Below are 22,642 nucleotides of genomic sequence, written 5' to 3'. Positions count from 1 at the left end.
GGAATGGCCTTATTTTTGTATTCATTAATGGACAAAAACTAGGGATAAGCCTCTTCTGATGGATCGTCAGGGAGGCTTTTTCTGTTGAATTTTACAGAAAGGACAGGAAGACAATGCTGCAAATGGATTCCGTATCCATCCGGTTCCCGGTTCGGGGAGGCGTGATCTGCCCGGTAGACCGGGTGTCCATGGAGGTAGGAGATCAGGAACGGCACGTGATTATCGGCGAGACCGGGAGCGGAAAAAGTGTGCTGCTGATGAGTATTTTAGGTCTCAGCGGCGGCACCGTGACCGGAAGTATCCGCTGGAACGGGCGGGAGCTCGCCGGACTTTCGCCGAAGGAGTACGCCAGGGTAAGGGGAAAAGAAATTTCATATATCCCACAGGGAAATGCCGGGGGGATGAATCCCCTGATCAAAAATGGGAATCAGATCGGAGAACCCCTCCGCGTTCACCAGAAAATGAGGCGGAGGCCTGCCTTTGCCCAGGCAGTGGAAGCCCTGAGACGGCTGGACTTTTCGGATCCCGAACGGTGGGCGAAGCTTTATCCCCACAATCTCAGCGGCGGCATGAAGCAGAGAGCCCTGGTGGCCATGGGGACCATTGCGGGAGGCGGGCTGCTTCTTGCGGACGAGCCTACCAAAGGGTTGGATGAAGGGCGGCGGGAGGAAGTGGAGGCCTTGTTCCGGGAACTTTCCGGAACCTCTCTCCTGTGTGTAACCCATGATCTGGGGTTTGCCCGTGCCATCGCAGATACGATCTCTGTCATGTATGCCGGACAGTTGGTGGAGACTGCAAAGAAAAAAGACTTTTTTGAACATCCGCGCCATCCCTACTCCCGGATGATGCTGGAATCCCTGCCGGAAAACGGGTTTCGGTTCCCCAAAGGCTTTGCACCCTCCCACACGGATTATGAAAGCCTGGGATGCCGTTTCGCCGGACGCTGTCCCAGGGCGGAGGAAAAATGCAGGGAGTGTCCTCCGATGCGGCGGGATGAGGAAAGGCAGGTGCAGTGCTGGTATGCTGATGGAAACCCGTAACCTGACGAAGATCTATTCCTCCGGGATGATTCACAAGACAAAGACTTATGCTTTGTCGGAGGCGGACATCCGAATCCGGAAAGGGGAGGCCGTGGGAATCTTTGGGAAAAGCGGGAGCGGCAAGACTACTTTGGCGAACCTGATTGCCGGGGTGTTCCCTCCTACCTCCGGCTCCATAATCTGGAACGGAGAGCCGGTCCGCTATCCCTTTCGGGGAGCTCTGCGGCAGGCGGTCCAGATGGTGGACCAGCACCCGGAGCAGGCTTTTGATCCTTGCTGGAGCTTAAAGAAGAGCATCCTGGAGCCTTACCGAATTCACAAGATACCTGATACAAAAGAATCGGTAGACGCTTTGCTGGCCCAGGTGGGGCTGTACGAGGAACATCTCTCCCGGAATCTTGCCTCTCTAAGCGGCGGCGAGTTGCAGCGGGCCGCTCTGGCCCGCGCCATGGCGGTCCGGCCGGAGCTGATCATCCTGGATGAACCCACCAGCATGTTGGACTCCATCTCCCAGGCCCAGGTATTGCAGATTTTGAAAGACTATCAAAGGCAGCAGGAAACCTCTTATCTTTTTATCTCCCATGATCCGGACGTCATGCGCTATCTGTGCGGGCGCTGTTATTTTCTGGAAAAGGGCAGGATTGTCGGGGAGGAGGAGTATTCCCATGAATAAGAAAAATCTGACCCGGTACGGCGGGAAGCTGTTGGTTTACCTGCTGACGGTTTGGTGCGTTGCCACATTCAACTTTTTTCTGATTCGTTTTATGCCCGGCGACCCGTTGGAGCACCTGGTGGGGGAGGAGGATTACCTCTATCTGACCTCAGCTCACCCGGAGGTGCTTCAGGAGCTGGAACAAGAATACGGGTTGGATGGAAGTTTGTGGGAACAGTACGGCGCCTATCTGAACCGGCTGGTTCACGGAGACCTGGGACAATCCTATAAAAATAAAGTCCCGGTGCTGGATTTGATTCTCTGGCGGCTGGGCCGGACCTTCCGGCTGATTTTGCCTGCGGTGGCGCTGGCGGCAATTTTTGGAATCTTGCTGGGAGCCATCGCGGGATGGCGGTCCGGGAGCCGTCTGGACCGGCTGATTTCCCGGTTTTCGCTGATCGTGTACTCAATTCCCGGATATTGTCTGGGGATGCTGGGCCTGCTGGTCTTTTGCTTTTGGCTGGGCATTGTGCCTTCGGGGGGCATGACCAGCGGGGGACTGACCGGAGCAGCCTACACGCGGGACCTGCTGTGGCATATGGCGCTGCCCGTTGGCGTGCTGACCATGAGTAAACTGGCTTACAATATCCAGATGATGCGCAGCAGCGTGGTAAATGCAAAGCGTGCCGACTTTGCTCTGGTGGCCAGGACAAAAGGGCTTTCCGGCCGCCGGATCCTGTTCCGCCACATCCTTCCGAATGCGGCCCTGCCGATGATTACGATTATCACAATGCAGATGGGATTTATCGTCTCCGGCTCCATGATGATTGAGCAGCTGTTTAACTGGGACGGAATGGGCCTTCTGGTGTACAAGGCCATTGGGGGCAACGACTATCCGGTGCTCCAGGGAAGCCTGCTGGTGCTGACGGTCTGTGTGGTGCTTTCCAATCTGCTGTCGGATCTTTTGTGCGCCCTGGTGGATCCCCGGATTAAGGATGGTGTATGGAATGAGCTGTAAGAAATGGATGGTCCGGGCATGGCCCTTGTTGGTTTTGCTTCTGATTGCTTGTTTTGCCGGATGGATCGCGCCCTATGATCCTTGGGAGATGTCGGTTCCTTTTTTAGAGCCGTCTGGAGAGCATCTGCTTGGGACCAATGACCTGGGTCAGGATATTTTAAGCGAATTGATTTACGGCGCAAGGACTTCCCTTTTGGTCGGAATCACGGCCGCCGTGGTGATCACCCTGTTTGGCAGTTTTGCGGGAGCTTTCGCCGCCTACTTCGGCGGGTGGGCCGACCGGCTGATTATGGTGTTTATCAATATCGCGCTGGCGGTTCCGTCATTGCCGCTGATCATTGTATTATCCGCCTTCCTGAAACGCAGCACTTGGAATATCATCCTCTGTATCTGCCTGACCGGCTGGGTGGGAACCGCCCGGATCGTCCGGTCTCAGGCCATGCAGCTGAAGGAGATGGGATTTATCCGCAGCTGCCGTACGATGGGCTGCGGGCCCTTTTACATCATCACCAGGCATCTGCTCCCCAATCTGAAGGAAATCATCCTGACAAAAGGACTTTTGTCCGTGGCCTCCGCCATGCTGACGGAAACCAGCATCAGTTATCTGGGGCTGGGGCCGATGACAGCTAAGAGCTGGGGAACCATTTTGAACGATGCGTTTCGGGCCGGGGGAATTTTTAATGGATATTGGTGGTGGTTTCTGCCGCCGATCCTCTGTATCAGCCTGACCATTTTTTGCTTTTTGTCCCTGAAAGGGGACGAATCGCCTGCCATCGAGTAACTCTGCGGGGCGGGGCTTCCGGAAGGAAAGAGCGCCGCCGGTCAGATTACCAATACATTTCGTCCAAAGGACGACAAAGAAAGGAAAGACTTATGAAAACAGGAAAACGTTTGCTTGCGCTTCTGATGTGCGCAGTGATGGGAGCATCCCTCACCGCCTGCGGTTCCGGCAGCCAGGACACAACAGCGGCTGACACCACTGCTGCAGGGACGGCTGCCGTGGAGACCACGGCCGGAGAGAGCAGCCAGGCGGAACCCGCCGCGGTCTCCGGTTCTGAGGTGGAACTGCTGAATGTGGGGGCGATCTATCAGTTTGACGTGGAAAGCCCTTACTGCGAGCTGCTAAAGTATCTGAGCTACGACAGTTTTATGTACGGAAATCTGGTCCGCTACGGGGAGAACAATGAGGTGGTTCCCTGTCTGTGCGAGCGCTTTGAGATTGCCGAGGACGGGACGGCCGTGACCTTCTATTTCAAGGATGGAATCAAATGGCACGACGGACAGCCCCTGACCATGGAGGACATTGAGTTCAGCCTGAACCTTTGGCTTAACGTGCTGAAGCCTTCGGTGGCGCTGCGCTATATGAAGAGCGTGGAGGTGCTGGATGAAAACAGCATCCGGGTCAACATGCAGAGTTCCTGCGCCTATGTATTCCTGCGCCATATGATCATGTCCAGTTCCGGCTGCGTGATCTACCCAAAGCATATCTGGGAGAACGTGGAAGATCTGAAAGCTTTTACTGGAAAAGAGGCGATGATCGGCTGCGGTCCTTACCAGTATGATTCCTACGACGATGAGGCGAAGATTGCCTACTTTAACCGTTTTGAGGATTACCATGAGGGCACGCCGTCCATCAAGCGGATTGCCTTCCATCTGTACGAGAGTCCGGAAAGCCTGGTGATGGCTTATAAAAATAAGGAAATCGACTGCATGTTCCAGTACGCCGCAGGGTTGGCTGGCACCTATGTTCCGGCTCTGAAGGAGCTGGGTTATCTGAATGTAGGCGAGGAGACCAACCTGGGCGGACCGATCCTGGAATTCAACTTTAAGGATACTTTAATGAGTGACCTGGATATCCGGAATGCGGTCTACCATGCTTTAGATTACACGCTGATCGCCGCCACGGACGGGGACGAGTACTGCAAACCCGGCTACAAGGGTGTGATCTCCCCCGGCAATATCGGCTATGCTTCCGATCTGCCGCAGAACGCGCAGAATGCAGACGAGGCCAAGCGCATCCTGGAGGAAGCTGGATACGTGGATGTCAACGGGGACGGTTTCCGGGAGAACAAGGACGGCTCCGAGATGAAGATCATGGTGAGCCCCGCCTACAGCGCCTCCAAGGGGGTCTTGTATCAGCGGCTGGCTCAGATCGTGGTGCGCGACCTGCAGAATGTAGGCCTGAACGCATACCTGGATGAAGAGGTCTCCAACGCCGACGCCTGGAAAGCCCGTTTCAGCCAGAACAAAGATTTCCAGATTGCGATTACCGCGTGCTCTCAGGGCGTGGCCATCATCGACACGGTGAACCAGGGCCTGGTGGAGAAAGCCGGTTCCGACGGAACGCTGACCTGGAACGGTACCAACGCAACGCCGGAATACGTGGATATCTTCTCCAAGATCATTGATTCCAAGAATCCGGAAGAATATGCGGCGGCGGCTGACGAGAGCCAGAGATACCTGGCGGACAACATGGTCGCGATTTCCCTGGGCGTGGAGAGCATGTTCTATCCCTACAATACCGAGGATTATACGGATTGGTCCTTCCGCAGCGGAAACGGGGCATTTTCCTACGACACCTGGTTCACGTTGAAGACAAAATAAACTAGTTTGGCGAACCGGAATGGTTCGAGACAAAGAAGCAGACTGTTCGAAATGGGCAGTCTGTTTTCATAATCGGCTATTGCGACGGCGTCCTGCCAGACGGAGATCTCCGTCTGGCATATGAAATGCTTATGGAGAATAAGAAAACGGACAGGAAAACGCTAGTCCGCGAGAAAGCGCTGCAGCGGTGCGAGATTAGTCTCCGCGTCTTTCCGGCCCAGCTGATACATTTCCATCAAGCGTTCCGGATCCCGCTCCATCCGGCCGATGTGCAGGTCCACGGAGGGACGCAGGACAAAGGCGCGTCCGGATTCTTCCTGCTTTTTGACGTACTCCAGTTCTGCATTGTAGCGGCGGGGACGGAGACGGAGGGCGCGGATAAATTCCGGATATTTCCGGTAAGCTGCTTTCGCGGCGGATACCCGGTGGGCCTCCTTTTGGTAACCTTCCGGGCGGGTCAGAATCACCAGGTTTTTTTCATACCCATGCCGCTCGAACGCACGCAGAGGAATGCTGTCGGCGATACCGCCGTCCAAAAGTTTCCGGCCGCCTGCTTCCACGGTCCGGGATACATAGGGCATGGAGGCGGAAGCCATGAGATAAGGGATTCCCTTCGTCATGTCCTTGATCCGGATGTATTCGGCCCGTCCGGTTTCCAGATTTGTGCAGGTGACATAGAATTTTGCGGCGGAACGGGAGAACGTCTCCCCGTCAAAGGGATCCAGATGTTCTGGTATCTCGTGATAACAGAACTCCTCCCCCACCAGACTTCCCGTGGTAAAAAGGGAATAGAAGCTCATGAACCGTTTGTCCCGGCAGTATTTGGTATAGTACCGGATACTCCGGCCCTGCTGCTCGGAGACAAAGGAGGCGCCATGGATCGCTCCGGCAGAAACGCCGATGACGCCGTCGAAACAGATCTTTTGTTCCAGGAGAACATCGAGGACGCCGGCCGTGTAGATTCCACGCATCGCGCCGCCCTCCAATACTAAGCCTTTCTTCATTCTGATTGATTCCTTATCTTAAATTAATTCAAGCCAAAAAGTACCGCATCAGGCGCCTTTCCTGCGCCCCAATAGGGTACGCGGCCGAATGACTGCATTATAACATGATTTCCCGAAAATGAAAAGTGTCCCGGAGCGCTCCTGCCTCATATAATAAGGAGAACCACCGAAAAAAGGAGCAGTTTATGACGAATCAGGAGAAAAGGCAGAAAATTGCCGGCGAAGTGATCAGCCGGGAGGGGAAAAATCAATATACCCAGACCAGCAAGCGTTACAAGGTTGCAAGCGGCTGGTCGGACTGCAGTTCCCTGACCCACTGGGCCCATGAACAGGCCATCGGCGTGGATATCGGGGACGACACGGCCGGTCAGATTGTCAGTGACAACCTGACTACCGTGGATGTGGAGATCAAGGACGGCGTTCCGGATGAGAGCGCCCTGCTGGTGGGGGATTTGCTGTTCTTCCGCGGCAGGAGCCTGGGCCGGAAGCAATTTCAATATGTGGGCCATGTAGAGACTTATGTCGGAAACGGAGAAACCTCCGGCCATGGAAGCGGGATCGGCCCGACCCGGAAAAACATGGTGGATTACTGCAAGCAGAGACAGGAGTCCTCTTCGCCGGTGCCTGCGGGAAACCGCGGGCTGATTTGCGTCCGCCGCGCGGTGCCGCTGTCGCCGGAAGAGGAGCAGGGACGGAACCAGAAAGGAGACTGGGACGGAGTGGATACGGAGCAATTTGTAAAAGATTTGTATGTCGAGCTGCTGGGACGGGAGCCGGATGCCGGCGGCCTGAACAACTGGGTGAATACCATTGCAAACGGGGCCAGCTTCCGGGAGGTTTACGACGGGATTGGAAATTCGGAAGAGGGCAGAAAGTATTTTGTCCATGAGATCTATCTTCATCTGCTCGGCAGAGAGCCGGATGCGGAAGGAGAGAAAAACTGGATCGCAGCCCTTGCGGGCGGAGCCAGCAAATCCGAGGTGTATCAGGACTTTTTAAATAGCGATGAGTACAGGGAAAAGAACGGAAAATCGTGAGTTATTCCTTATTCGGGCGCCGGGAGAGATTCTGGCGCTCGATTGATTTTTACCCCACAAATTATCTGGAAAAACCGCGTGATTATTAGGAAAAAAAGATGTCGAAAGAACAAAAAAATAAGTGACAAGGAATAGGGAAGATGCTATACTATACAACGAGTAAAAATAAAGTTTTTTGGAGGGAGTTCCATGGGAAAGAGAACAGACATACATAAAGTCATGATAATCGGTTCGGGCCCGATCATCATTGGACAGGCGTGTGAGTTTGACTATTCAGGTACGCAGGCATGTAAAGCGCTGCGCTCCCTGGGTTATGAGATCATTCTGGTTAATTCCAATCCGGCCACGATTATGACCGATCCGGGGATTGCGGATGTGACCTACATCGAACCGCTGAACGTGGACCGTCTGGAGCAGATTATTGCGAAGGAGAGACCGGACGCACTGCTGCCGAACCTGGGCGGGCAGTCGGGATTAAACCTCTGTTCCGAGCTGAACAGCAAAGGGATTCTGGAGAAATATGATGTGAAGGTCATCGGCGTTCAGGTGGATGCGATTGAGCGTGGCGAGGACCGTATTGAGTTTAAGAAGGCTATGAACCAGCTGGGCATTGAGATGGCCCGCAGCGAAGTGGCTTACACGGTAGAAGAAGCTCTGGCGATCGCCGATGAGCTGGGCTATCCGGTGGTTATTCGTCCGGCCTACACGATGGGAGGTGCCGGCGGCGGCCTGGTATATAATAAGGAAGAATTGACCACGATTGTCTCCCGCGGCCTTCAGGCCAGCCTGGTCGGTCAGGTTCTGGTTGAGGAATCGATCCTTGGCTGGGAAGAGCTGGAGCTGGAAGTGGTCCGGGATGCCAAAGGCCAGATGATCACGGTCTGCTTTATTGAAAATATTGACCCCCTGGGCGTTCACACCGGAGACTCCTTCTGTTCCGCCCCGATGCTGACGATTTCCGAGGAGACTCAGAAGCGTCTGCAGGATCAGGCTTACCGCATTGTGAATGAGGTGCAGGTGATCGGCGGTACGAACGTACAGTTTGCCCATGACCCGGTCTCCGACCGTATTGTTGTCATTGAAATTAACCCCAGAACCTCCCGTTCCTCCGCCCTGGCTTCCAAGGCGACCGGATTCCCCATCGCTCTCGTGTCTGCGATGCTGGCTGCCGGACTGAACTTGGATGAGATTCCCTGCGGAAAGTACGGTACCCTGGACAAGTATGTGCCGGACGGAGATTATATTGTCATTAAGTTTGCCCGCTGGGCCTTTGAAAAGTTTAAAGGCGTGGAGGATAAACTGGGAACCCAGATGCGCGCCGTCGGCGAAGTGATGAGCATCGGCAAGACTTACAAAGAGGCCTTCCAGAAAGCTATCCGCAGCCTGGAAACCGGCCGCTATGGTCTGGGATTCGCCAAGGATTTCCACGAAAAATCCAAGGATGAGCTTTTAAAGATGCTGGCGGTTCCCACCAGCGAGCGCCAGTTTGTGATGTACGAGGCGCTGCGCAAAGGCGCTACCGTCGACGAACTTTTTGAGCTGACGAAGATCAAGCATTATTTCATCGAACAGATGAAAGAGCTGGTGGAAGAGGAGGAAGGGATCCTGTCTCACAAGGGGCAGATGCTTCCCGACGCCCTTCTGACCCAGGCGAAGAAAGACGGTTTTTCCGACAAATATCTGGCGAAGCTTTTGGAGCTGCCGGAGCAGGAGATCCGCGGCCGCCGTTTGGCGATCGGCGTGAAAGAAGCCTGGGAAGGCGTCCATGTCAGCGGCACTAAGGACAACGCCTACTATTATTCCAGCTATAATATTGAAGAGGACAAGAGTCCGGTCCGGAACGACCGTCCGAAGATTATGATTCTGGGCGGCGGCCCCAATCGGATCGGCCAGGGCATTGAGTTCGACTACTGCTGCGTGCATGCCGCGCTGGCGTTAAAGGACCTGGGCTTTGAGACGATCATTGTCAACTGCAATCCGGAGACGGTTTCCACTGACTATGACACCTCCGATAAGCTGTATTTTGAGCCCCTCACTCTGGAAGATGTGCTGAGTATCCATGAAAAGGAACAGCCGGCCGGTGTGATCGCCCAGTTCGGAGGCCAGACGCCTCTGAACCTGGCGGCGGATCTGGAAAAGGCCGGTGTGAAAATCCTTGGAACTTCTCCGAAGGTCATTGACCTGGCGGAAGACCGGGATCATTTCCGCGCAATGATGGACCGTCTGGGAATCCCGATGCCGGAGTCCGGCATGGCGGTTACGGTGGAGGACGCCCTGGAGATTGCGGAAAGAATCGGTTATCCGGTTATGGTTCGTCCGTCCTATGTGCTGGGCGGCCGCGGCATGGAAGTAGTTCACGACGCGGAAAGCCTGGTGGGCTATATGGAAGCGGCCGTCGGCGTGACGCCGGACCGCCCGATCCTGATCGACCGGTTCCTGCACCATGCGATGGAGTGTGAAGCCGACGCGATTGCAGACGGAGAGCATGCGTTTGTTCCGGCTGTGATGGAGCATATTGAGCTGGCCGGCGTGCATTCGGGCGATTCCGCCTGCATCATTCCGTCCCTCCATATCACCGAGGATAACCTGAGGACGATCAAAGAGTATACGAAGAAAATCGCGGAGGAAATGCACGTCTGCGGCCTGATGAATATGCAGTATGCGATCGAGGACGGACGGGTGTTTGTGCTGGAAGCAAACCCCCGCGCATCCCGGACCGTGCCGCTGGTTTCCAAGGTTTGCAACATCCAGATGGTGCGCCTGGCGACTCAGATTATTACCAAGGATTTGACCGGAAAACCTTCGCCGGTGCTGGAGCTGAAAGAGAAGAAGTTCAAGCACTGCGGCGTCAAGGAATCCGTTTTCCCGTTCAATATGTTCCCGGAGGTTGACCCGGTTCTGGGGCCGGAGATGCGTTCTACCGGCGAGGTTCTGGGACTGGCGCCCAACTTCGGCGAGGCATTCTATAAAGCAGAGGAAGCGACGCAGACGAAACTGCCCACATCCGGCACCGTGTTGTTCAGCGTCAGCGATATGGATAAGCCGGAGGCTGTCGAGGTGGCGAAGGAATTCCATGAGGCTGGTTTCCGCATCTTGGCCACCGGCCGCACCTGCGACGTGATTCAGGAGGCCGGGATTCCGGTGGAGAAGATCAAGAAGCTCTACCAGGGCCGCCCGAACATTTTGGATGCGATCAAGAATGGGGATATCCAGATGGTGATCAACACGCCCATCGGCAAGGAAGGCAAGCACGACGACAGCTACATCCGGAAGGCTGCGATCAAGGCCCGTATTCCTTATATGACCACGATGGCCGCCGCCGCCGCTTCGATCAGCGGAATCCGCGCGGTTCAGAGAGACGGTCAGATTGAGGTGAAGTCCTTGCAGCAGATTCATAGTGAGATTGAGGACGAAAAATAATGGCTGTCGCCGCATGGTTTTAGAACGTGCGTGCCGATTGGTGTGCATATTTCGAAAAACTTTCAGATAGTATCAATAAAAAATTTTGGCGGAGGCGCTGCGGGATGCAGCGTCTCTTTGCTATTTTTGTATTTGGCCGCCTATTTTAAAGGGAGCGGCATAAGCTGGATGTGGGAAAACAGCGTCTTGGCGGAGTCGGACGGGGAAGGAAGGATAGCGCCGGTAGCTGCGAAGCAGCCTGCGTTCATGAGCAAGAAGCGAAGCGTATTGCGAATGTCCTTTAATAATACTAAATGGAAACTTTTCCTTTGAAAATTCGAACAACTTTCGATTGGAATTGAAATTCATGTCTGCTATAATAGAGATATCCGCAGGACGAATCGGCTGAGGCCTGTCCGGCTGGGAAGGGAGGGGGTTCCGGTGGATCAAAGAGATAAGAAAATCATTGCACCGGTGGTAATTCTAGTCTTGCTGCTGATCTATGAGGTGGGATTTGTTTTGTTTTTCTGCGTTGTCCCGATTCCTCTGTGGGGCAAGCTGTTGGGGATGATCCTGCCGGCCGGAGCCGCCGGCGTCAGCATCTACGTGTTTGTGGAGAGAATAAAAGAAATAAGGAGCGGAGAAGAAGATGATCTTAGTAAATACTGATTACATTACAGGGAAAGAGCTGGAGATGCTGGGCCTGGTCAAAGGAAGTACGATCCAGAGCAAAAACTTCGGCAAGGATATCACTCAGAGCTTTAAGACGCTGGTCGGCGGAGAGCTGAAGGCTTACAATGAAATGATGAACGAAGCCCGTGCCCTTGCCACGAAGCGGATGGTAGCCGAAGCGGAAGGGCTGGGCGCGGATGCCATCGTCAATATCCGGTATGCTTCCGCGTCGGTGATGCAGGGAGCGGCTGAGGTGATGGCCTACGGCACGGCGGTGCGCTTCCGCTAAATGCCGCAGGCCGGGGATCATGAAATCCCCAGCGCTTTCATCTGACGCCACAGAGTGGAAGGGAAGAATATCCTCCCGCCGTTTTCTCAATGGTTCGATCTCCAGGGAAAGCACATTCAGACGATAGTAGAGGTCGGAGCGGAATTTTCCCTCGGTTACCATCTGCATCAGGTTTTTGTTGGTGGCGGCAAGCACTCGGATATCGACGCTGTGCACCGTGTTGTCTCCCACGCGCATCAGCGTTTTTTCAGCCAGGACGCGAAGCAGCTGGGCCTGAGCTTCAAAGCTGAGTTCGGAGACTTCATCCAGAAAAATGGTCCCGTGGTCGGCCAGTTCAAAAAAACCCTTCTTTCCGGTTTTCATGGCCCCGGTAAAGGAACCGCTGGCGTAGCCGAAGAGTTTGCTTGCCATTTTCTGGGACTTCCCTGGCATCCATGCAGAGAAAAGGATGTCCGGAAGCTGACGCCGGGAAGACCCGGCGCCGGAGGTAACCGTGTACCACGATGCCAGATATCAATCATACTTATATCTCCCGACTCAGTCCATTTCGAAATTGTAAGCCGAAGAGGCTGCCGTGAAAATGGTCTTTCAAACAAGATATTGGGTTTTGTATCAGAGCCTAGTGGTATATCTTGCAGAGAATTTCCACTTTGCGGCAGCCTCTTTTTTCTGGCGCAAATGCAGAGCATTTTAATCGTTCTTCTATTTCTTTTGAATATTTAAAATATTTCAATGTTTTTCCCCGATTTAAGAAAGAAAAAAAGAACCCCGCTATTTAAAAAAAAATTGGATTGACAAAATGCAGAATCCCACTATAATAAATGTATGATCAGTGATCAATCAAAAGAAGATCAAAGGCAGATCAATAATAAATCGGAAAACAATCAGATGGATGGAGCAAGGGATGGAGAAACGAACGTACAGCCAGATGGCCTATGAAGCGGTCAAAGAGGGCTTGATCCGGGGAGCCTACGACGGGTATGTCAATGGACGCCGGATTGCGGCCGAGCTGGGGATGGGCTACTCTCCGGTACGGGAGGCCCTGCAGAGGCTGGACCAGGAAGGCCTGCTGAAGCGGATTCCAAACAATGGGTATTTTGTGAGAGAAATTGAATGGAAGGATATCAACCGGATTTTCCAGGTGAGGGAGTGTGTGGAGCTCTTTATCTGGGATCAGCTCTTCGAAGCGTTGGATGGGACGATACTGGCAAGGATGGAACGGCTCCACGAGAGGGAGATCGAGGCGGCCGCGCGCCAGGAATTTGCCGTGTGCCGGGAGATTGACATTGAATTTCATGGGATCCTTCCGGAACTGTACCGGAATCAGGATCTGCTTTATCTCTATTATAACAGCCGGGAAAAGCAGATGATCTGTGTCAATCAGCCGTTGATGCTCTATAATCAGGAAGCGATTTTGGAGCACGGGCATATTCTAAAACAAGTCCGGGCAGGGAAGAAAGACGAGACCTTGGAACTTCTCCGCAGGCATATCCTGAATTTCCGGGAACGGATGCAGAGGCATATCCGGCGAGACGGGGTATACCAGGACGGATAGGGGTCGATAAAGGAGAGCCGGAGAAGAACAAGGGCTGAAAAAAGGAAGCTAGAGTAAGAAAGCTAGAGTAAAGAAAGCTAGAGTAAGAAATCGAAAGTAAGAAATCGAAAGTAAGAAATCGAAAGTAAGAAAGCTAAAATAAGAAAGCGAAAGAAAGGAAAGAGGAGGATTGCGAATGAAAAAGATCATACAAGGGCTGGACCGGCATTTCGAGGAATGGCTGTTGACTTTTTTCCTGGGAATGATCGCAGCCATCATGCTGCTGCAGGTGATTATGCGGTATGTGTTTGGAAACGCTCTGGCGTGGCCGGAGGAGGTCTGCCGGTATCTCTACATCTGGAGCTGCTTTTTGGGGATCAGCTACTGCATCTCCCAGGGATCCGAGCTTCGGATCGATCTCTTTGAAAAAATTTTCAGGGGAAAGGCAAGGAAGGCATTTCAGATTTTGCTGCAGGTGATCTGTATTGTCCTGTACGCTTATCTGTTTTACACGTCACTGTCGGTCCTGGGCCATGTCTATTCCACCGCGCAGACAAGCTCGGCCGCCAGGATTCCCATGTATCTGGTCTATCTGTCGATTCCGGTTAGCCTAGGGTTGGCTGTGGTCCGGGGCGTGCAGCGGGCGGTGGGGATTTTTCGCCGGCCGGAGGAAAAACAGAAAACGGAGGAGAAAGCACAATGATCAGCGCACTTTTGATTTTCTTTTTCGCGGGGCTGTTGATTGGACTGCCCATCATTGCCAGTATGGCGGTCTCTGTTGTCGGTCCTCTCATCCTGACCGGCAGCACGGCTTATTCGGTGGAGTCCTTTGTCCGCTGGACCCTGGGAGGCGCGGACAATACCACTTCCATTGCGATTCCGATGTTCATTTTAGCCGGAGCGATTATGGCAAAGGGCGGGATTTCCAAGCGCCTGTTCAACGTGTTTGCCCTGGCTGCGGGCAAGAAAACCGGAGGCCTGCCCTGCGCGGTGGTCCTGACCTGCCTTTTTTATGGGGCGATATCCGGATCCGGACCGGCGACGGCAGCTGCCGTGGGCTCCATGGCGATTCCCCTCCTCATTGAGATGGGATATGAAAAGGTGTTCTGCGCCGCTCTGGTGGCAACTTCGGCCGGGCTGGGCGTGATCATCCCTCCGAGCATTCCTTTTGTACTTTACGGGATGGTCAGCAACACGTCGGTGGGCGATCTGTTTATCGCCGGAATCCTGCCGGGCATTGTGATCGGCCTGTTTCTGATGATCTACGCGGTGGTTTACTGTAAAATCCGCGGGGAGGACAAGGAAAAAATCGGCGCCAATTACGAGTCTTTGAAAAAGAGAGGCGTTTTCCGGGTGCTCCGAGAAAGCTTCTGGGCACTGCTATCTCCCATCATTATCCTGGGCGGAATCTATTCCGGAATCGTAACCCCGACGGAAGCCGCAACGATCTCTGTTTTTTATTCCATTGTTGTATCCGTGTTTGTCTACCGGGAAGTACCGGCGCGGTCGGTACCGAGGCTGATGACGGAAGCGGTGAAGTCCTACGCCCCCATCATTATTCTGATCGCGATGGCAACGGCGTTCTCCCGCGCCTTGACGATGCTGAACGCGCCGCAGATGATCGGGGAATTCATCATTCGGACCTTCCCGACCAAAACCGCATTTATTCTGGTAATCCTGCTGGTGTTTTTTATCATGGGGATGTTTATGGACGCGGCGCCGGGGATCGCGGTGCTGGCTCCGATTCTCGTACCGGTTGCCGTGCAGCTTGGGATTTCCCCGATTCACTTTGGCGTGATGCTGATTGTAAACCTTGCCATCGGCCAGATCACGCCGCCGTTCGGCACAAATCTGTTTGTGACCAGCGGGCTGGCGAAGATCCCGGTGCTTTCCCTGGGGAAGAAGGCCATCCCTCTGATCCTGGTATTTGTCCTGGCCTTACTGGTCATCGCGTTTGTGCCCTGGTTTAGCCTGGCGCTGGTGTAGCGAAACAGACCGGTTCACTTTCGCAGTAAACGATTTCTGGCTCTTGTCCCGGCTGATGGGAAGAGTTTGAAATTCCTGCCGTTTCTAAAAAACGGCGAAAGAACACAATAGAAAAGGAGAAGAAAGTATGAAGAGATTATGGGCGGCATCGATGATTTTTGCAATGACCCTGCTGACGGCCTGCGGAAGTTCCGGCACAGAGGGGGCCGCAAAAGCGACGGAGACGGCGGCAGGTACGAAGGAAACGGCAGCCGTCAGCGCCGCCGGGGCGGACACAGCCGCGGCACAGACGGAAGCGGGGGCGGATTCTTATGCGGATTTGCCGGAAATGACGATCCACATCGCCAACACCGCGCCGGACAAGGCTTCCCTGAACATTCACAGCCTTGCTTTTGAGGAGGCCCTAGAGCGGATCACCGGAGGAAAAATCCAGGTGGAAGTACATGCGAATTCCACGATGGGAAGCGACCGGGAGTCGGCGGAAGCCGTGCAGATGGGCGAACTAAACATCATTGCCGTAACGGCGGCTCCCATGATGAGCTTTGTCCCGGAAGCGGCTGTGCTGGATATGCCGATGGTGTATGCGGGCTATGACAGGGAAACCATTCAGAATGTGTTTGACGGCGAATGGGGCGACAAGATGCGGGGAGCCTTTGAGGCCAAGGGCTTTAAGCTTTTGGACGTATTCACCGGAGACGCTTACCGTCAGCTTGCGACCAACAAAAAGATTGAGACCGCTGGAGACATCAAGGACCTGAGAATCCGCGTGATGGAAAATGTATATCACATGGATTTTTGGCAGAAAGCCGGAGCGGCTCCGACTCCTCTGGCCTTCGGCGAAGTTTACCTGGCTTTGCAGCAGGGACTGCTGGACGCGCATGAAAATCCCCTGGAAGTGATCTATTTCAGCGGGATCTATGAGCAGCAAAAATATCTTTACACCAACGCAAACACGACCCTGTTTTCCGTAACGTTTTCCATGAACCTGGATCAGTACAACGCTCTCCCCGACGCCTACAAGCAGGCCTTTAACGAAGCGCTTGCCGAGGCCAGGGCAAAATCCGTTGAGTCCTATCAGAACAACATGAAAGAAATGCGTCCGCTGATGGAAGAATCCGGAATGGAGTTCCTGGAACTGACTCCCGATGTGGTCGAGTATCTCCAGGAATCCGCGAAGAACTCTTATCAGATGCTGGCCGATGAGATCGGAGCGGAGTGGCTGGACAGCCTGTTCGCGGCCTTGGATGCGGCGAAATAAAAGGCGGCCTGTATGGAAAAAAGCAGAAAACAGGCAAGCGCCCCGATGACGCGGCCGATGGGGCCGGAAGTATTTGAAAGCCGGACGGATACCGCCATTTATTGGCTGGGATCGGGAGGGATTTTCATAAATTGCCGTGGCACGCTGCTGATGGTGGATCCGGTGATCGGGCGGGACGAGAAGGAACCAAATCTCAGCGAAGCAGGCTACCGGTTCCTAGTGCCGCCGCCTCTGGAACCGGCCGGTGTTCCGAAGCTGGATGCGATTTTATATACCCACGCCGACTATGATCATTTGGCGCCGGGCAGCGCCCAGGGACTCCTCCCTGCGGGGGCCGGTTATCATGGGACTGCTTTTACTGCGAAGAAGCTGGATGAATCCGGGATTGAACCATCCCGGATTCAAATCCATGGGATCGGGGAAACATTTTCCGTCGGATCGATCTGCATCACCCTGACCCGCGCCTCCCATAGCTGGCAGAAAGACCGGCCGGAATTCGACTGGTGCTATGGGCCGGAGGACTGCTGCGGCTTCTTTTTGGAAACGCCGGACGGGAGAATCTGGATCCCCGGCGACAGCATTCTGCTAGAGGAGCATCTACAGATGAAGAATGTGGATTTAATGTTCTTGGATCTCTCGTCCGATCCTTACCATTTCGGAACAGAGGCCGCGCTGCGTCTGGCCAACGCGCTTTGCCCCGCAGAGCTGATTTTGTATCATTACGGCACCTATGACGCGCCGGATAAACCGGCTTTCTGCGCGGATCCCGCCTGGGCGGACGGGAAACTGATGCGGCCGGAACGGCTTCATATCCTGGCCCCCGGTGAACCTTATCTATTACAGGAAATGGAAAAATAGTTGTCTCATATTTCAGAGTGTAGTATAATAGGGACACTTGGCGGAGATCTGGAAGTTCCGGGAGAAGACCCGCTTTTCCGGCGGCAGAGGTTTTTAGAGACGCTTATCCGGCCGAAGAATATTCCGGCTGGCAGGAACAGGGCCCATATGCTATGATAACGGCAGGGAGTTCGGAGCGGAAAGAAACCGGCGTCCGGATCAGATTATACAGGAATAGTGGAGATGAGATGGCAAAGAAGACTTTGAGTCAAGAAGCATACGAACAAATCAAACAGAACCTGGAAGAGGGAAAGTACCAGGGATACATCAACGGCAGACAGGTGGCACGCGACCTGAATATTGGCTTCACGCCGGTCCGCGAAGCCTTTTTGCAGCTGCAAAGCGAGGGACTGATCCGCAAGGTGGACAATGTCGGGTATTTTGTCAATCGGGTGGAGCTGGAGGAGCTGATCCAGATCTTTCAAGTCCGGGAGTGTATTGAGATGTATGTCTGGAACCAGGCCTTTGATAAAATCACAGAGGTGGAGATCGAGAAGATGAAGGCGCTCCATGCCCAGGAAAAAGAGCTTTTCCAGCAGGGGATTCTGAGGGAATACACAAAGACCGACATCAAGCTTCACGGCGTGATTTTGGACTTCTTTGGCAATGAGGATCTGAAAAACCTTTATTATAACGTTCGCCAGAGATATATGCTGTGCCCAGTGAAAACCGTAAAGCAGGCCAGTGTGGCGGCCATGGAGGAACATGACCAGTGGATCGCCTACGTGGAGGCGCGGGATAAGGAGAAGGCTCTAGGCTATTTGCAGCAGCACATTAACAATACGAAAACGCGGATGAAGGAAGGGTTTATCACGTTTTTGGAATGAGAAAAGAGGAAGCGCCGCCGGGAGGAAACTTCGGCGGCGTTTTTGATTTCAACCAGCGGTTGAAAAACCATGACTGATTTTCAACTTTTACTCCCTGGTAATCCGCCTTTCTTTCTGCTAATCTAAAGCCAAGAGCCTGGAAAAGGAGATCAAAGAAGATGGAATTAAAAATTGGAGAAAATATTAAACGGCTGCGAAAACAGCGGAATCTGACCCAGGAAGCTCTGGCGGAGGCCATCGGCGTCAGCATTGCCGCGGTGTCCAAGTGGGAGAACGACCGTGCGTATCCGGATCTTGTTCTGCTGGGGCCGCTGGCCCGGATTTTAGGGACGGACACGGATGAACTGCTGGGCTACCAACCGGACTTGACCGAGGACGAGGTGATGGCTCTGATGGCCAAGGGGCAGGAACTTTTTGATTCGGGAAAGGCGGATGAGGCCATCGCTTACTGTGAAAAGACCATGCGGGAATACCCGCAGGATTTGTTTTTGAAATTTCGGTCAGCCTCCCTCTATATGCAGTATGCCACGGCCGTACCGGAGGAAGAATTTGTCCAGCGGCAGATGAAGAGGGCTACGGAACTGTTCGAAGCCAGCACCGCCAGCAGCAATACAGAGATCCGCGAGGCAGCGCTGTATGTGCTGGCTGGGCTCTATCAGACGGATGGACGGGAAGAAGATGCCCTGCGGGCAATCGAGTCGCTTCCCAAGGTGGACTATGACGTTAAGCTGATGAAGGCCGGAATTCTTTACCGGCAGGGGAAGGAAGAGGAGGCGGAAAAACTGACGCAGAGCAGCCTCTATGCGGAACTCCGTGATCTGGGGCTGAATCTGAGGACGCTGGCCAAATCCGCCATGCGGCGGAAAGAATACGACCAGGCCTTGGAGTACCTGGAAGTTTCCCTCCAAGTGGATGCCTTATTCCGTCTGGATCAGATGTGGGGGCGGAAGAGTGATTACTGTATGACGAAGATGATGATATGGAACGCCCAGGGAAAGAAAAAGGAGACCCTGGACGCCATGGAGGAATTCGCCGGGGAGATTCTTCGGCCCGGAAGCAGGATCCCGCAGAACAATCCGTTTTTCCACCGGCTGGAATGGTTCGATAACGGCGCATCCGATGAGTTTGTCCGAAAAAATATGGCCATGATCCTGATGGGACCGGAATTTTCCGACGAACTGAAACAGGATCCCCGCTATCAGGAAATACTTCGCCGGTTGGAAGGAAACGGCCTGGACACGGAGAAGGGGAAGAAATAGATTTCAGCGGATTCGTGAAAGGGATGGGAAGCCGGATGCGCTCCGTTGTCGTGATTTTCTCTAAAAAAATTGGTTGATACAGAAGAGCGAATTGCCAAAGGGAAAGATTTGGTATATACTGGAAAAAACAAAGAAAAGCCTATCTAGCGACCGTATGAGAAACAGAGGATGAAGAGCGTATGCCAATACATTCCGTTGAAATTGAAGGGTTCCGCTCGGTGCGGGACGGCTTTTGGAAACTGAGAGATATCAATCTTTTGATCGGGGAGAATGGGAGCGGAAAGACCAATGTGCTCTTGTCGATTCTTTATTTTTACAAACATCTGACCGGCAGCGAAATTCTGTCGGAGGACATTTTCGACACTTGGAATCCTCTGAGAAATGAGGTACGGATCCGCGTAACCTATGATATGGGGAGGATACGGGCAATCGCTAACCATAACCGGCGGAAAGGACGTCTCCGCTATGATAATTTTTATCAAAAGATTCTGGCTGTGTCACAAAAAGACCGCCTGACCGTGGAGATGCGTCAGCAGAAGGATGGTAAAATTCGCTGGAATGTGGATTACAATCTCCGGCAGATCGTCCATCTCCTGTTTCCTCTGTACGCAGTGGATGCCAGGCAAGTGGAACTGACGGATTGGAGTGAGCTGTGGAACCTGGTCGGAGATTTACTGAAGCTGGAGAAGGAACAGACCATTCAGGTGAAAGCGGAGGCCAGGTCGTGGTTGGCATCTTCGGAAAAAAGGCTGGACCGAAGGCTGCAGAGCTTGGTTGAAATTCTGGAAGAACAGGAGATCGGATTGGCCAGTTTTAATCCGAAACAATTTGGACAGGCCATGGCTCAGCTGATTTTGGACGGGAAGAGTTTTCAGACCGGCGGGCGGCGGCTTGGGAGCTTTTCCAATGGAACCAATGCCTACCATTATACCAAATTACTGCTTGACATCCTCCGGCTCAGCGCCTCCAACAAGATGAAAGAGCCGATCGTTCTTTTAGATGAGCCGGAGTTAAGTCTGCACCACAGCTTGATTGACCGGCTGGCGGAAGATATCTTTGATTCCTCTGACCGGGTGCAGTATCTGGTTTCCACCCACTCCTCGCGTCTGGTTAAAGATGTGATGGTAAACGGCGGCGAGAACTGCGTGGTGGCGCACGTGGTTCTGCAAGGCCGGTATTCCCTGCTGAAACCCATGCGCCTATTCAGTCCGGAGATGGTCCGGGAGCGGGTTCAGATGACTGATTCCTATGCCAATGCGTATTTTGCGCGGATGGTGGTCAGCGTGGAAGGGGAATCGGAGCTGGAACTGTTTCAGAACGCTTACCTCTGCGAGTTGTTCCCGGTCCTGCGCCAGGTGGATTTTATGAAGGGAATGAGCAACCGGGTGGTACAGAATATTATATCCCCGAACCAGAGGGGGCATCGGACGGCGGCCTATGCCCTGGTGGATATGGACAAGGTGATCGAAAAAAGGCAGGGAAAAAATGAGTTTGTCTTAAAGTCGGAGTATTTCGGCCATCGGGAGCAGGAAGCGTATTTCTTCGGAGACAGGAGGAATCGAACGCTGATTGCAAGGCGGGAAATTGAGCGGATGGCTGCAAAATGCCGGTTCTCCTATGAATATCCGTTTTTTAGCTGTAAAGACGGAAATTTTATAAGCTGGATTAAAAAAATACAACTTTACCTGGAACAATATCAAACATTTGCCTTCTCTACCACCTTAGAAGGAAGTCTGATTAACAGAAAAAATTTGGCGCTGTTTCGCTGGTACCTGCATGATTCGGAAGTATTGGGATCAAAGAAGGCGTTAATCGAAAAGTTGACTACCCGGTTTTCACCAGCGGGGAGGTGCAATTATCTCCGGCTGGTTTTTTCCGGAAAGAGTGATTATCTCATGGGAAAACGTCAGATCCAAGAGGAGAATCCGAGGTTGGAGGAACCCATCTATCAAACTTTGGGACTGGTGGGAAAAACAAGCGGATGGATCGCGGAGTGGCTGGAATACTTTTTTTGGTTGCGTGCCAGGGACTTTGGATGGGAAGGGAAAACATTTTCCCAATTCCGTGATTGATGCAAAAAGCAGAATCATAATGAGCTTTTAAGAGAGGCATTCCAGGAACATTTTCCGGAAATATGGTATGTAATTCAAAAATTAGAGATGACATTTGAACATCAGAATGGTAAAATGTAATTGATTGCAGTGATAAGAAAGGCAAGCAGGAATGGTTTCTGTGGGCACACGGATTCCCCCCTGAGAGTGTGTCACGGCACTGGAAAGCCAGGGGAAAAAGGATGCTGAAGGAATTAAAAGGTGCAGTGATCCGTTGAGTTTCGCGCAGCGATTGGGACCCTTCGGAATTTTTGAGGTAGTGCTTGCCTTTTTTATTTATAGACAAAGGACTTTGTGCCATGGAATGACAGAAGAAGAGGAAATGCGGATGTATCTGTATGAGGAAAATTATTTTCTCAGCCATATTTTGAATACGAGCAAGCAGAAGCTTTTTGATATTCTGGAGAAAAAGGAGGAGGCATATCTATCTTTTCGAATCCCGAAGCAGCGTGGAGAGCGAAAGATCGATGGGCTGAAGCCGGGATGTGAGCTGAGACAGATTCAGCTGCGGCTGAAAAACAATTTTCTGGACACGATCCCCCTCCCTCTACCAGCGAAAGGTTTTGCAGCAGGGGAAAACTATATCTCCTATTTGCGAGCCCACTGCGGAAAAAAATACTTTCTCCGCTTGGATATACAGGACTTTTTTCCGTCCATCACCGAGAAACATTTGGAAGATGCCCTTTCGGAGTATGTAAAAGATGAGGCAGTAAGGAGGGCAATGATTGAAATCGGGACGCTGAATGGGGGGCTCCCCCAAGGCGGCGTGACCTCGCCGGCTTTGTCAAATCTCGTTTTCCGGCGTATTGACCAGCGAATTTTTAAATACTGCCAAAAAGTATCTGACCGGTATGAGGGAGCGAATTCTGCCTGTGATGAGATTATCTATACACGGTATGCCGACGATCTCTTATTCAGCTCGAAATATTTTGATTTTGGCTCTGTCACAACAAATGGTTGATTTTTGACGAGAAATAGCGTATAATAATAGTAAGAAACAGTACCACCGAAGGAGGTAATTGGATATGCCTACTATCAAAGACGCATTAGATATT

Annotated in this window: 19 protein-coding genes and 1 pseudogene; 18 read left to right on the top strand and 2 right to left on the bottom strand. The window is 52.9% G+C overall.

Annotation, left to right across the window (positions count from 1 at the left end; translation table 11 throughout):
* Nucleotides 1–113 precede the first annotated feature (113 nt).
* From MUB23_RS15635 to MUB23_RS15615, 5 genes are all read left to right on the top strand, one after another.
* The gene (locus MUB23_RS15635) at nt 114–1,040 is read left to right on the top strand and encodes an ABC transporter ATP-binding protein (RefSeq protein ID WP_244801624.1); all 927 of its coding nucleotides are present in this window, start codon (nt 114–116) and stop codon (nt 1,038–1,040) included.
* On the top strand, nt 1,021–1,713 hold the full coding sequence (locus MUB23_RS15630; RefSeq protein ID WP_244801623.1) for an ABC transporter ATP-binding protein: 693 nt from the start codon (nt 1,021–1,023) through the stop codon (nt 1,711–1,713). Before MUB23_RS15635 ends, MUB23_RS15630 begins: the two co-directional genes overlap by 20 nt.
* Nucleotides 1,706–2,710 (top strand): ABC transporter permease, encoded by a 1,005-nt coding sequence (locus MUB23_RS15625; RefSeq protein WP_244801622.1) that lies wholly within the window; start codon nt 1,706–1,708, stop codon nt 2,708–2,710. Before MUB23_RS15630 ends, MUB23_RS15625 begins: the two co-directional genes overlap by 8 nt.
* Entirely contained in the window at nt 2,700–3,491 is a 792-nt protein-coding gene (locus tag MUB23_RS15620) for an ABC transporter permease (RefSeq protein ID WP_244801621.1), read from the top strand. Before MUB23_RS15625 ends, MUB23_RS15620 begins: the two co-directional genes overlap by 11 nt.
* A gap of 92 nt (nt 3,492–3,583) precedes the next feature.
* Nucleotides 3,584–5,314 carry an ABC transporter substrate-binding protein gene (locus tag MUB23_RS15615; RefSeq protein WP_244801620.1) on the top strand — a complete coding sequence of 577 codons (1,731 nt, stop codon included), beginning with the start codon at nt 3,584–3,586 and terminating at the stop codon, nt 5,312–5,314.
* Between the two features lie 161 nt (nt 5,315–5,475).
* On the opposite strand, the gene MUB23_RS15610 is transcribed toward MUB23_RS15615, so the two are convergent.
* Complete coding sequence (locus MUB23_RS15610) at nt 5,476–6,318, bottom strand: patatin-like phospholipase family protein (RefSeq protein ID WP_244801619.1); 843 nt, start codon at nt 6,316–6,318, stop codon at nt 5,476–5,478.
* A 185-nt stretch (nt 6,319–6,503) separates the two neighbouring features.
* Here MUB23_RS15610 and MUB23_RS15605 point away from each other — a divergent pair, with 185 nt between their 5' ends.
* The 4 genes from MUB23_RS15605 (at nt 6,504) to MUB23_RS15590 (ending at nt 11,715) form a co-directional block, all read left to right on the top strand.
* Complete coding sequence (locus MUB23_RS15605) at nt 6,504–7,355, top strand: DUF4214 domain-containing protein (protein ID WP_244801618.1); 852 nt, start codon at nt 6,504–6,506, stop codon at nt 7,353–7,355.
* Between the two features lie 189 nt (nt 7,356–7,544).
* Nucleotides 7,545–10,775 carry a carbamoyl-phosphate synthase large subunit gene (gene carB / locus MUB23_RS15600; protein ID WP_244801617.1) on the top strand — a complete coding sequence of 1,077 codons (3,231 nt, stop codon included), beginning with the start codon at nt 7,545–7,547 and terminating at the stop codon, nt 10,773–10,775.
* A gap of 420 nt (nt 10,776–11,195) precedes the next feature.
* Nucleotides 11,196–11,423 carry a hypothetical protein gene (locus MUB23_RS15595; protein WP_244801616.1) on the top strand — a complete coding sequence of 76 codons (228 nt, stop codon included), beginning with the start codon at nt 11,196–11,198 and terminating at the stop codon, nt 11,421–11,423.
* On the top strand, nt 11,404–11,715 hold the full coding sequence (locus tag MUB23_RS15590; protein WP_244801615.1) for a YbjQ family protein: 312 nt from the start codon (nt 11,404–11,406) through the stop codon (nt 11,713–11,715). Before MUB23_RS15595 ends, MUB23_RS15590 begins: the two co-directional genes overlap by 20 nt.
* Before the next feature lie 147 nt (nt 11,716–11,862).
* On the opposite strand, the pseudogene MUB23_RS20040 reads toward MUB23_RS15590, so the two are convergent.
* Nucleotides 11,863–12,078 (bottom strand): annotated as a pseudogene (locus MUB23_RS20040) (sigma 54-interacting transcriptional regulator); the annotation flags it as partial.
* A 541-nt stretch (nt 12,079–12,619) separates the two neighbouring features.
* Here MUB23_RS20040 and MUB23_RS15580 point away from each other — a divergent pair.
* From MUB23_RS15580 to MUB23_RS15540, 9 genes are all read left to right on the top strand, one after another.
* A complete protein-coding gene (locus MUB23_RS15580; RefSeq protein WP_244801614.1) occupies nt 12,620–13,270 on the top strand; it encodes a GntR family transcriptional regulator in 651 nt (216 codons plus the stop codon).
* Nucleotides 13,271–13,445: 175 nt separating this feature from the next.
* A complete protein-coding gene (locus MUB23_RS15575; RefSeq protein WP_244801612.1) occupies nt 13,446–13,952 on the top strand; it encodes a TRAP transporter small permease in 507 nt (168 codons plus the stop codon).
* The gene (locus tag MUB23_RS15570) at nt 13,952–15,235 is read left to right on the top strand and encodes a TRAP transporter large permease (RefSeq protein ID WP_244801742.1); all 1,284 of its coding nucleotides are present in this window, start codon (nt 13,952–13,954) and stop codon (nt 15,233–15,235) included. Before MUB23_RS15575 ends, MUB23_RS15570 begins: the two co-directional genes overlap by 1 nt.
* A 127-nt stretch (nt 15,236–15,362) precedes the next feature.
* Nucleotides 15,363–16,493 carry a TRAP transporter substrate-binding protein gene (locus MUB23_RS15565; RefSeq protein WP_244801611.1) on the top strand — a complete coding sequence of 377 codons (1,131 nt, stop codon included), beginning with the start codon at nt 15,363–15,365 and terminating at the stop codon, nt 16,491–16,493.
* Between the two features lie 12 nt (nt 16,494–16,505).
* Entirely contained in the window at nt 16,506–17,351 is an 846-nt protein-coding gene (locus tag MUB23_RS15560; RefSeq protein ID WP_244801609.1) for an MBL fold metallo-hydrolase, read from the top strand.
* A gap of 227 nt (nt 17,352–17,578) precedes the next feature.
* Entirely contained in the window at nt 17,579–18,217 is a 639-nt protein-coding gene (locus MUB23_RS15555; protein ID WP_244801607.1) for a GntR family transcriptional regulator, read from the top strand.
* A 158-nt stretch (nt 18,218–18,375) separates the two neighbouring features.
* Entirely contained in the window at nt 18,376–19,476 is a 1,101-nt protein-coding gene (locus MUB23_RS15550; RefSeq protein WP_244801606.1) for a helix-turn-helix domain-containing protein, read from the top strand.
* A gap of 179 nt (nt 19,477–19,655) precedes the next feature.
* Complete coding sequence (locus MUB23_RS15545) at nt 19,656–21,548, top strand: retron Eco8 family effector endonuclease (protein ID WP_244801605.1); 1,893 nt, start codon at nt 19,656–19,658, stop codon at nt 21,546–21,548.
* 367 nt (nt 21,549–21,915) lie between these two features.
* Nucleotides 21,916–22,548: a reverse transcriptase family protein gene (locus MUB23_RS15540; protein WP_244801604.1), complete on the top strand. Its 633-nt coding sequence runs from the start codon at nt 21,916–21,918 to the stop codon at nt 22,546–22,548.
* The last annotated feature ends 94 nt before the right edge of the window (nt 22,549–22,642 follow it).

Origin of the sequence: Cuneatibacter sp. NSJ-177, from assembly GCF_022867805.1 — a bacterium.
Classification (GTDB): Bacteria; Bacillota; Clostridia; order Lachnospirales; family Lachnospiraceae; genus Pseudolachnospira.
Note: the sequence above shows the minus strand (reverse complement) of the source record. Positions and strands in the feature narration are given on the sequence as shown.